Source organism: Saccharopolyspora sp. (assembly GCF_017434145.1).
Taxonomy (GTDB): domain Bacteria; phylum Actinomycetota; class Actinomycetes; order Mycobacteriales; family Pseudonocardiaceae; genus Saccharopolyspora_C; species Saccharopolyspora_C galaxeae.
Genome location: NZ_JAFRFW010000215.1, coordinates 1 through 8,865, shown reverse-complemented (window position 1 = coordinate 8,865; position 8,865 = coordinate 1). Strand labels below are relative to the sequence as shown.

The window sequence follows — 8,865 nt, the reverse complement described above, 5'->3', positions numbered from 1 at the left end:
GTTGCGCGACGGCATCGAGCGCGCCAGGCAGGCGCTGGATTCCGGCGCCGCGGCCGCGCTGCTGGCCCGCTGGGCCGCGCACTGACCCACCGGTTGGTCCGGCGGTCCGTTCACGCGAGAGCCCGGAGCCAGAAGACGCCTGGCTGAGGTTCCGCCACCCGACCAGCTGCGCGAACCAATTCCTGAACCTAGTCCTCCAGGCCGATGGAGAAGGCGGCTTCGGTGTCCTGGCGCGAGTAGGAGCGGAAGGCGATGTGCGTGTCGGTGTCGAGCACGCCGCTGACCTTGTTGATCCCGCCGGGCACGATCTCGGCGATCTTCTCGTGGTCCGGCACCCGCACGATCGCGATCAGGTCGACGTCGCCCGCGCAGGAGTAGACCTCGGCGACGCCGTCGATGTCGGCGATCTCCTGCGCCGCCTCGGGCAGGCGGTCGGCGACGGTCTGGATCAGCACGATCGCGGTGATCACGAGAACAACCTCCAAGGCATCCGCCGGACGCGGCGCCCGGCCGGGGAAATCCTAAGCGTTCGGACGCGGTCCCCGAGCGGTCTCGTCCTCCGGCGAGTCCGCCGCTCGGCGGTGCGAGCCCGCCGAGCGGCTCGAAACCCCCGCCGAACGGCGAAACGCCCCCCGGACCGGCGAGGTCCAGGGGGCGCGGAGTTCGCGGAACTCACTCGTGGTTCGGCCCGGTGTGGTACTCGAAGACCAGGCCGGCGACCGTGATCAAGATCGTTCCGACGGCTATCACGATCATCCAGGTGTGGAAGAACGCCAGCGCGACACCGGCGAACGCCGCCGAGGCGGCCACGCCCACCGGCCAGTAGCTGCCGGGGCTGAAGAAGCCCAGCTCGCCGGCGCCGTCGCTGATCTCGGCGTCCGGGTTGTCCTCCGGCCGGGTCTCGATGCGCCGCGCCACGAAGTTGAAGTAGCTGCCGATCAGCAGCGACAACCCGCCAACCAGGACCAGCGCCACCGTGCCCACCGGCTCCTTGGACCAGAGCCCGTAGACCACCGCGGACAGGAAGAAGAACAGCGTGATGATGTTGAAGATCTTCGCTTCGACCTTCATGGAGTCCTCACTCTCGCGCCGTGCGACGGCCTCAGTTGCCTGCCGACCTGCCGCCGATGGTGGATGCCTCACCGGAGGTGCGGTCGGTGTCGAACGGCACCGAGGTCACCGCCCGCGGCGAGCACAGCTCACCGCAGTTCATCGCACCCAACGCCTCGGCCGCGGTGTAGTACTCGCCGGTGGCCGGGTTGGTCTGTTTCCGCAAGTCCATGTACCTGTCGAACTTGTCCGGGGACAGCGCGCGGACCTCGAAGTTCATCATCGAGTGGTAGGTGCCGCACAGCTCCGCGCAGCGCCCGACGAACGAGCCTTCGCGCTGGATCGTGTTCTGGAAGCTGCTGTCCTGGTCGTTCTTGTCCGGGTGCGGGAAGGTGTCCCGCTTGAAGTTGAACTCCGGCACGAAGAACGAGTGGATCACGTCGGTCGAGCTGAGGTTGTACTCGATCCGCTCGTTGGTCGGCAGCACCAGCAGCGGGATCTCGCTGCTGCTGCCGACGGTGCGGACCGGCTGGCCGTCCGGGGTCTTGTGGCCGGGGTAGTTGAACTCCCAGTTCCACTGGAACGACACCACGTTGACCCGCTGGTCCGGGTTCGCGGGCTTGGCCATCACGTAGTTCTGGGTGACCGCGGTGAAGTAGAACAGCACCACGACCATGACGAACGGGACGGCGGTGTAGATGACCTCCAGCGGCACGTTGTACTGGAACTGCCGCGGGAGCTCCTCGCTCTTCTTGCGGTGGAAGGCCACCGACCAGAAGATCAAGCCCCACACCAGGACACCGACCGCCAGCGCAGCGATCACCGACCAGGTCCACAGCTGGCGCATCGACTCCGCCTGCGGGGTGACCCCTTGCGGCCAGCCGAACCGCAGGACCTCATCGGCCGAACAGCCCGTGGCCGCGACCGCGACCAGGCCCACCAGCCCGGCGACTTTGACCAGCCGTGGCACTCGGGTCCCCTCCTTCAGGCGCCCGTGCTGCTGCCGCAAGCCCACTGCGCGACGCCTCCTCGCTGCGTGATCCAACCCGTGCCGCCGGGATGCCGGGGCGCGCTGCGCACCGCGCGGCCCCGCGGCCGGAATGCTGCGGGGAGCCTAGCCCAGCAGTAGCCGCGATACTCCTTCGGGGTGGCGGGGTGAGCTGCACATCACCGAGATCCGCACAGCACGACCGGGTGATCGCGGAGCTGCGCCGGACCGATCACCGGAGGCGCGGCTACGAGCACGCGCGTGCAGGCGGCGACGGAGCACCCGGCATACTTGGGGCTTCCGCCCGCCGAGCACCCGCCGGCGGCGCGGAGCCTATCCATCGCCGACGCGAGAGGTGCACGAGAGCGTGTGCGGCCTGCTTGGACTAGTCAGTCCCACTGAAGAGAACGCCGGTTTCGCCGTCGACGCCGTGGCCAAAGCGCTGCCCTGCCAGCGGCACCGAGGACCGGACGAGAGCGACACCTGGCACGGCGGTGAAGCCGTCTTCGGGTTCAACCGGCTGTCCATCATCGACCTGGAGCACTCGCACCAGCCGCTGAGCTGGGGTCCGCCGGAGAACCCCGGCCGCTACACGATCCTGTTCAACGGCGAGATCTACAACTACCTGGAGCTGCGCGCGGAGCTGTCCGAGCAGTACGGCGCCCGGTTCGGCACCGACGGCGACAGCGAATCGATCATCGCGGCCTACCACTACCTGGGCACCTCGATGGTGGGCAGGCTGCGCGGCATGTTCGCGTTCCTGATCTGGGACAGCGAGCGGCGCGTGGTGTTCGGCGCCCGCGACCCGTTCGGGATCAAGCCGCTGTTCTGCGCGACCGGGCCCGGCGGCACGGCCTTCGCCAGCGAGAAGAAGAGCCTGCTGCACCTGTCGACCACGCTCGGCCTGGACGAGGACATCGACCACAAGGCGGTGCAGCACTACCTGACGATGCAGTACGTCCCGGAGCCGGAGACGCTGCACCGCAACATCCGCCGCATCGAGTCCGGCACCTCGTTCACCATCTCCCCCGGCGGCAAGCTGGTCACCGAGCGGTACTTCGTGCCGAACTTCCACAGCCGCACGATGAACACCGACGCCGACGCGCGGCGGCTGCACGACGACATCGTCGACGTGATGCGGGATTCGGTGGCCAAGCACATGCGCGCCGACGTGACCGTCGGGGCGTTCCTGTCCGGCGGGATCGACTCGACCGCGATCGCCTGCCTGGCCAAGGAGCACAACCCGAACCTGATCACCTTCACCACCGGGTTCGAGCGGCAGGGCTACTCGGAGGTGGACGTGGCCGCCGAGTCGGCCGCGGCGATCGGGGTCAAGCACGTCATCCGCACCGTCTCCGCCGAGGAGATGATGGAGACGTTACCGCTGATCATCTGGTACCTGGATGATCCGGTGGCCGACCCGGCGCTGGTGCCGCTGTGGTTCATCGCCCGCGAGGCGCGCCAGCACGTCAAGGTCGTGCTCTCCGGCGAGGGCGCGGACGAGCTGTTCGGCGGCTACTCGATCTACCGCGAGCCGCTGTCGCTGGCGCCGTTCGAGAAGGTGCCGGGCACGCTGCGCAAGGCGATGGGCCGGGTCTCGACCGCGCTGCCGGAGGGCGTGCGGGGCAAGGACCTGCTGCGCCGCGGGGCGCTGTCGCTGGAGGACCGCTACTACGGCAACGCGCGGATCTTCCGGGACGACCAGCTGGCCGCGATCATGGAAGGGTTCGATCCCGGGGTGTCGCACCGGGACATCACCGCGGCGCCGTACCGGGCATCGGCGGGCTGGGACCCGGTGACCCGGATGCAGCACGTGGACCTGTTCACCTGGCTGCGCGGGGACATCCTGGTCAAGGCGGACAAGGTGACGATGGCGAACTCGCTGGAGCTGCGGGTGCCGTTCCTGGACTCCGAGGTGTTCCGGGTGGCCAGCGGCATCCCGCTGGAGCAGAAGATCACCAGCGAGACCACGAAGTACGCGCTGCGGCAGGCGTTGCAGCAGGTCGTTCCGGCGCACGTGCTCAACCGCCGCAAGCTCGGCTTCCCGGTGCCGATCCGGCACTGGCTGCGCGACGAGATGCACGACTGGGCGCGCAACATCATCCAGCAGTCGCAGACCGAGCGGTTGCTGAACAAGACCGCGATCCTGCAACTGCTGGAGGAGCACCGCTCCGGGGTGCTCGACCACAGCCGCCGGTTGTGGGCGCTGCTGGTGTTCATGCTCTGGCACGGGATCTTCGTGGAGGGCCGGCTGGCGCCGGAGGTTCCCGAGCCGCACTACCCCGTCAAGCTCTGAGCGGCCGGCGCCTGCCCGCGAGCAGGCGCCGATCGCCGCAAGTGCGGATCACGAGCACCGCGAGGCCGCCCCGCCCCCAGGCCGGGGCGGCCTCGTTGCGTTTCCGGCAGCTGACCAGCGCCTACCGGCGGATTCGGCCGCGCCTGGACGCACCGCGCCGCGGCGATCACGGCCGATCGAGGAGATCAGATCACGAAAGATCTTGGCAAGAACAGACCATTTCGGCAGTGCTCATCGAAAATCTTTGACGGATGCTCAGCGCTGCTGCCACACGGCCGTGTCGCCGGGGAGAACGGCGGACTCGGCTTCCCCGTCGCCGCGGAATCCGCCGCTGCGCAATAGCGTCCGGCCCGGCAGCTCGACCGGCTCGGCGCCGAAGTTCACCGCGCACGCGAAATGCGGAGGCCGCAGGAACGCCAGCACGCGGCGGAACCCAGGTCGGGCAGCTCCGGGTGCTTGATCATCCCGTGCGCCACGTCGAACCGGAAACCGTCCACCCCGCGGTCCAGCCAGAACCGCAGCGTTTCCCGGAATCCGCGCGCACCTGCGGGTTCCGCCAGTTCAGGTCGGGCTGCCGCGGGCTGGTACACCACGGCGTCGCACCACCACCGCCGAGCCATTCGTCCTACCGGGGATCCGCCGGGCTCAGCTCTTGCGCGATCGTGCCGGGTGGATGGCGGGGGTGCCCGGACGAGCACCCCCGCCGCTGCCTCAGCTCAGCTTCTGCCCCGCGTGCAGGGCGACCGCCTCGTCGGGCCGGACGGTGACGTTGATCTTGCCGTCCTGGTAGACCTCCACGGTGCCTCCGGTGCACTGACCGTCCTGCAACGAGCCGTGCGCGACATCGCAGTAGGTGCCGGGCGGCAGCGAGGTCTGCAGGCTCTGCTGCCACTGCTCGCCCCCGCGGTTGATCGCGAGGAACCCGGCGTCGCCGCGACCGAACGCGACCTTCCCGGAACCGTCGTCCCACCAGTTCACCAGGTCCTTGCCCTGCACGGACTTGTAGAACCCGAGCATCCCGGTGATCAGCGGACTGCGGTGCGAGCAGACCCACGCCTGGTCGTCGCAGGAGGCCGGGCTGGTGGTCCCGTTCTGGTCGGCGGGCGGACCGGCATCGCTGTTGTCGAAGCCGAACCCGGACAGCAGCTTCGGCGTGCCGTACGGGTAGGCGAGCATGAACGCGTTCGCCAGGTCGTAGGCCGCGCCGTCCTTGTAGGTCAGCGTCGGCTCGCTGCGCTGGGTGTCGTGGTTGTCCACGAACACGACGGCCTGGTCCGAGGGCGTGGGCATCTCGTCCGGCGTGTTGCGCAGCCCGGCGATGTCGCCGTTCTTGAACGCGTCGCTGATCTTGTGGTGGTAGGCGAACTCGGTGACGTCGCCGTTACCGGTGTAATTGCTGGTCGGCGCGGCCTGATCCGCGATGACCTCCTGGTAGACGTACGGCTTGCGGTCGGTGCCCGGCAGGTTGTCCACCGCACCGGCGATCGCGCCGACGTCTTCCGGCGCCATGTGCTTGGCGCCGTCCATGCGGAAGCCGGTGACGCCGAGGCTGATCAGGTCGTTGAGGTAGGCCACCGCTTTCGAGCGGACCGCGTCGGACTCCGTTTTGAGATCGGAGAGCCCTTCCAGCTCGCAGGTCCGGACCTCTTCGGCGTTGTTGTAGTCCTCGATGTTGCGGCGGCACCCGTGGAAATCGCCGTCCTGGTAGACACCCGGGTAGTCGTACTTCGAGTAAGTCGACCCGGCGCTGCCCGGTCCGTGCTCGTCCGAGCTGCCCGCGGTCATGTGGTTGAGCACCGCGTCCGCGTAGATCTGCACACCGGCCGAGTTGCAGGTGCGGACCATCGCCGCGAACTGCTCGCGGTCGCCGCGGCGGCTCTGCAGCTGGTAGCTGACCGGCTGGTAGTCCTGGTACCAGGGGTGCGCCTGGTCGGCGAGCTGCACGTGCTCCTGCGGTGGCGAGACCTGCACGGCGCCGATGCCCGACGGCCCGAGGTTGCTGGTGCATTCCTGCGCGACCGATTCCCAGGGCCACTGGAACATCTGGATGATCGGCCCGTTCGCCGGGGCCACTGCCGGTGCGGGGGCCTGCGCGGGAGCACCGGACTGCGCAGCAGCGGTGCCCGGTCCGGGAGTTCCGGCCTGTCCGAGAGCGCTGGTCCGTCCGAGAGCACTGGTCTGCCCGACAGCGCTCGCCTGCCCGAGAACGCTGGGCGGCTCAGGTGCGGCGCACGCAGGTAGCGCTGCTACCGCCGCCATTCCAGCGGCCAGCGCCAGAGCTGATAATCGCAACGAAATCCTCCTAATCGATTCCGAATGCGATTCCATTAGCTCCGGGGCCGACCCGCAATGCGCCGATCAGCCGTCTCCGTAAACAGGGAACGTGTCTGCGCAGCGAATTTCCCGCGGGCCGCCGGAGCGGTCCGCGAGGCGGGCGGGAGAATGTGCGCCATGCGCGACGTCGAGATCCGGGACGGCACCATCCGGCTGGGCCAGCTGCTGAAGCTGGCCGGCCTCGCCGAGCACGGGGCGGAGGCGAAAGCCCTGCTGGAGGACGCCGAGGTGCTGGTCAACGACGAGGTGGAGGTCCGGCGCGGACGTCAGCTCGGCGATGGCGACCTGGTGACCCTCGGCGACGAGACCGTGCGGGTGGTCGCGGCCTGACCCTCCCGGCCGGACGCACCAAGCCCGGCGCACGCCGAGCCGAACGCGAAACGGGCCGGCCCTCCGCCAGGAGGACCGGCCCGTCGTGCGCGCGGGTGCGTCAGTGGAACGAGTCGCCGCAGGCGCAGGAGCCGCCCGCGTTCGGGTTGTCGATCGTGAAGCCCTGCTTCTCGATGGTGTCGACGAAGTCGATGACCGCACCCTGCACGTACGGGGCGCTCATCCGGTCGACGACCACGTCGAGCCCGTCGAACCCGCGCCGCGCGTCGCCGTCCAGTGCGCGCTCGTCGAAGAACAGCTGGTACCGCAGGCCGGCGCAGCCGCCGGGCTGGACGGCGATGCGCAGGTGCATGTCGTCGCGGCCCTCCTGCTCCAGCAGCGCCTTCGCCTTCTGCGCCGCGGAGTCGGTGAGGGTGACACCGTGCGAGGGAGCCTCGCTCTCAATGGTCTGGGCGGTCGTCATGACTCTCCCTAGGGGTCTCGCTCGTCCGCTTCCGGCCTGACGTGCACCGTCGACGCCGACCCGAGCTATTCCGCCGCGGGCGCTCCGCTCGGCTGATCAGCTCGGGGGCGAGTCCGTATCGGATTACCTGCCTCCCATGGTGGCACAGAACGCGCCGGTGCTGGTGTGAACGTCCCCGCACCGGGCCTGCGGCACCCGGCGGGCCGAATCTCGATCACGATCCCGGCACGGACCGCGCCCGTGCCGTGCCTGGCGCGACAGCCCGTCGAATACCCTGTAGGGGTGAGGTTCCTTCGCCGAAACAGCGCTGAGCAGACCGCGACCGCCGACCCCTCGACGCAGGACGGCGAGGTCACCGGGGAGACCGCCCGCGACCACACCCCCGGCAAGGGCCGCCCCACGCCGAAGCGGCGCGACGCCGAGACCCGCAAGCGCGGTCCCGTAGCCCCGCCGCCGAAGAACCAGCGGGAGGCGATGCGGCGCAACCGCGGCAACAAGGACGAGCGCCGCAAGGCCGCGAAGGAACGCCGCGAGCGCATGATGGCCGGCGACGACCGCTACCTCATGCCGCGGGACAAGGGCCCGGTGCGCCAGCACGTGCGCGACATCGTCGACACCCGGCGGCACGTGATGGGCGCGTTCATGCCGCTGGTGCTGGTCGTGTTCGCCACCACGCTGGTGCAGAACATGCTGGTGCAGCAGTACGCCACGCTGGTGTGCCTGGTGCTGCTGCTGGTGATGCTGTTCGAGGGCACGTTGCTGGGCCGTGCGGTGAACAAGCGGGTGCGGGAGAAGTTCCCGGACCACACCGACCGGCCGCTGGCGCTGGGCTGGTACGCGTTCACCCGGGCCATGCAGCTGCGCAGGCTGCGGGTGCCGCGCCCGCGGTACACGCCGAAGGACTTCCAGAAGATCGGCTGAGTCCGCGCGGGCGCCGCCGCTTCCGCCGCGCCCCAAGACCAGCGTGCAACGAGCTCGGGGGCTCGCCGGAGAGGTGACAGAAGTGAATCGGTACGAGGCGACGGTGCGACCGCAGGGGCCCGGTCCTCGTTGGGTCGTCGAAGTGGACGGCATCGGCGCGACGCGGGGCCGGACCGCCTCCGAGGCTCGCGACCTGGCCGCGGACATGGTCGCGGCCGCGCTGCAGGTGCCTGCCGCGGAGATCGCCGTCGACGTGCACTTCGCGCTGGACAGCGAGCTGGAGCGGGAGATCCTGGCCGCCCGGCGGGCCGCCAGGGAAGCGCAGGAGGCGCAGGAGAAGGCCGCGAAGCTCTCCCGCCGGGCCGTGCTGGACCTGAAGGAATCCGGCATGACCGGGCGGGACGTGGCAACCGTTCTCGGGCTGAGCCCGCAGCGGGTGTCCCAGCTCTCGCGCGGCTGAGTTCTCCCGCGGCTGAGTTCTCC

The 8,865-nt window shown here is 69.6% G+C and carries 10 protein-coding genes and 1 pseudogene; 4 read left to right on the top strand and 7 right to left on the bottom strand.

What is annotated here, in order from left to right; all coding sequences use genetic code 11:
* Positions 1 to 188: 188 nt before the first annotated feature.
* From IJH84_RS06155 to IJH84_RS06145, 3 genes are all read right to left on the bottom strand, one after another.
* Positions 189 to 470, bottom strand: a complete 282-nt coding sequence (locus IJH84_RS06155) for an Lrp/AsnC ligand binding domain-containing protein (protein WP_200071210.1) — start codon at positions 468 to 470, stop codon at positions 189 to 191.
* A 202-nt stretch (positions 471 to 672) separates the two neighbouring features.
* Positions 673 to 1,071 (bottom strand): cytochrome c oxidase subunit 4, encoded by a 399-nt coding sequence (locus tag IJH84_RS06150; RefSeq protein WP_200071209.1) that lies wholly within the window; start codon positions 1,069 to 1,071, stop codon positions 673 to 675.
* Positions 1,072 to 1,102: 31 nt separating this feature from the next.
* A complete protein-coding gene (locus IJH84_RS06145; RefSeq protein WP_200071208.1) occupies positions 1,103 to 2,020 on the bottom strand; it encodes a cytochrome c oxidase subunit II in 918 nt (305 codons plus the stop codon).
* 385 nt (positions 2,021 to 2,405) lie between these two features.
* Between IJH84_RS06145 and asnB the strand changes: the two genes are divergently transcribed.
* Positions 2,406 to 4,334 (top strand): asparagine synthase (glutamine-hydrolyzing), encoded by a 1,929-nt coding sequence (gene asnB, locus IJH84_RS06140; protein WP_200071207.1) that lies wholly within the window; start codon positions 2,406 to 2,408, stop codon positions 4,332 to 4,334.
* Positions 4,335 to 4,589: 255 nt separating this feature from the next.
* On the opposite strand, the gene IJH84_RS29225 is transcribed toward asnB, so the two are convergent.
* From IJH84_RS29225 to IJH84_RS06130, 3 genes and pseudogenes are all read right to left on the bottom strand, one after another.
* Positions 4,590 to 4,718, bottom strand: coding sequence for a hypothetical protein (locus IJH84_RS29225; protein WP_367268968.1), 129 nt, complete (start codon positions 4,716 to 4,718; stop codon positions 4,590 to 4,592).
* Between the two features lie 50 nt (positions 4,719 to 4,768).
* Positions 4,769 to 4,917, bottom strand: a pseudogene (locus tag IJH84_RS06135) (alpha-amylase family glycosyl hydrolase); the annotation flags it as partial.
* 128 nt (positions 4,918 to 5,045) lie between these two features.
* The gene (locus IJH84_RS06130; protein WP_295141352.1) at positions 5,046 to 6,377 is read right to left on the bottom strand and encodes an alpha-amylase family protein; all 1,332 of its coding nucleotides are present in this window, start codon (positions 6,375 to 6,377) and stop codon (positions 5,046 to 5,048) included.
* A gap of 408 nt (positions 6,378 to 6,785) precedes the next feature.
* On the opposite strand from IJH84_RS06130, the gene IJH84_RS06125 reads away from it, so the two are divergent.
* Positions 6,786 to 6,998, top strand: a complete 213-nt coding sequence (locus tag IJH84_RS06125; protein ID WP_200071205.1) for an RNA-binding S4 domain-containing protein — start codon at positions 6,786 to 6,788, stop codon at positions 6,996 to 6,998.
* Positions 6,999 to 7,098: 100 nt separating this feature from the next.
* Here the strand turns inward: IJH84_RS06125 and IJH84_RS06120 are convergent, their stop codons facing one another.
* Positions 7,099 to 7,461, bottom strand: coding sequence for an iron-sulfur cluster assembly accessory protein (locus IJH84_RS06120; RefSeq protein ID WP_200071204.1), 363 nt, complete (start codon positions 7,459 to 7,461; stop codon positions 7,099 to 7,101).
* Between the two features lie 282 nt (positions 7,462 to 7,743).
* Here IJH84_RS06120 and IJH84_RS06115 point away from each other — a divergent pair, with 282 nt between their 5' ends.
* Both IJH84_RS06115 and IJH84_RS06110 read left to right on the top strand, forming a co-directional pair.
* Entirely contained in the window at positions 7,744 to 8,382 is a 639-nt protein-coding gene (locus tag IJH84_RS06115; RefSeq protein WP_200071203.1) for a DUF3043 domain-containing protein, read from the top strand.
* A gap of 82 nt (positions 8,383 to 8,464) precedes the next feature.
* Positions 8,465 to 8,842 carry a hypothetical protein gene (locus IJH84_RS06110; protein WP_200071202.1) on the top strand — a complete coding sequence of 126 codons (378 nt, stop codon included), beginning with the start codon at positions 8,465 to 8,467 and terminating at the stop codon, positions 8,840 to 8,842.
* Positions 8,843 to 8,865: the final 23 nt, after the last annotated feature.

Bases quoted from the DNA above. Each gene is read 5' to 3' on its own strand.
- IJH84_RS06150 (WP_200071209.1), bottom strand. From the start codon at position 1,071: ATGAAGGTCGAAGCGAAGATCTTCAACATCATCACGCTGTTCTTCTTC.
- IJH84_RS06120 (WP_200071204.1), bottom strand. From the start codon at position 7,461: ATGACGACCGCCCAGACCATTGAGAGCGAGGCTCCCTCGCACGGTGTC.
- IJH84_RS06130 (WP_295141352.1), bottom strand. From the start codon at position 6,377: ATGTTCCAGTGGCCCTGGGAATCGGTCGCGCAGGAATGCACCAGCAAC.
- IJH84_RS06125 (WP_200071205.1), top strand. From the start codon at position 6,786: ATGCGCGACGTCGAGATCCGGGACGGCACCATCCGGCTGGGCCAGCTG.